Source organism: Halomonas borealis (assembly GCF_004798905.1).
Lineage (GTDB): Bacteria > Pseudomonadota > Gammaproteobacteria > Pseudomonadales > Halomonadaceae > Halomonas > Halomonas borealis.
Genome location: NZ_SDMO01000044.1, coordinates 1 through 313 on the forward strand (window position 1 = coordinate 1; position 313 = coordinate 313).

Here is a 313-nt window from a genome sequence, read left to right on the forward strand (position 1 = left end):
CCTGAGCATCGATAATGTCGATGACGTGACCTACACCGTCACGCCCGAGGACGTCACCGCCGGCAGCGCGAACGTCGAGATTCCGAGCGATGCCTTGGGAGATGGCGACTATAGCGTCACGGCGGTGATCACTGACGCCGCCGGTAACAGCTCGGCGGTGTCATCTCCCGCTGTCGAGTTCAGCGTGGATACCACCAGCCCGGGCGGTGATGACGGTAACGACGCCCCGACGCTGACGATTGCCGAGGCCGCTGACGGCACCATCGACGCCAGTGAGCTGGCCGATGGCGTTGAGGCCAGCGTTGGCTTGACC

At 64.5% G+C, this 313-nt stretch carries 1 protein-coding gene; it reads left to right on the forward strand.

Translation table 11 applies throughout. The features are described 5' to 3' along the window. A partial coding sequence (locus ETC07_RS15705) for an Ig-like domain-containing protein (protein ID WP_205742567.1) occupies window positions 1–313 on the forward strand: 313 nt, incomplete at both ends.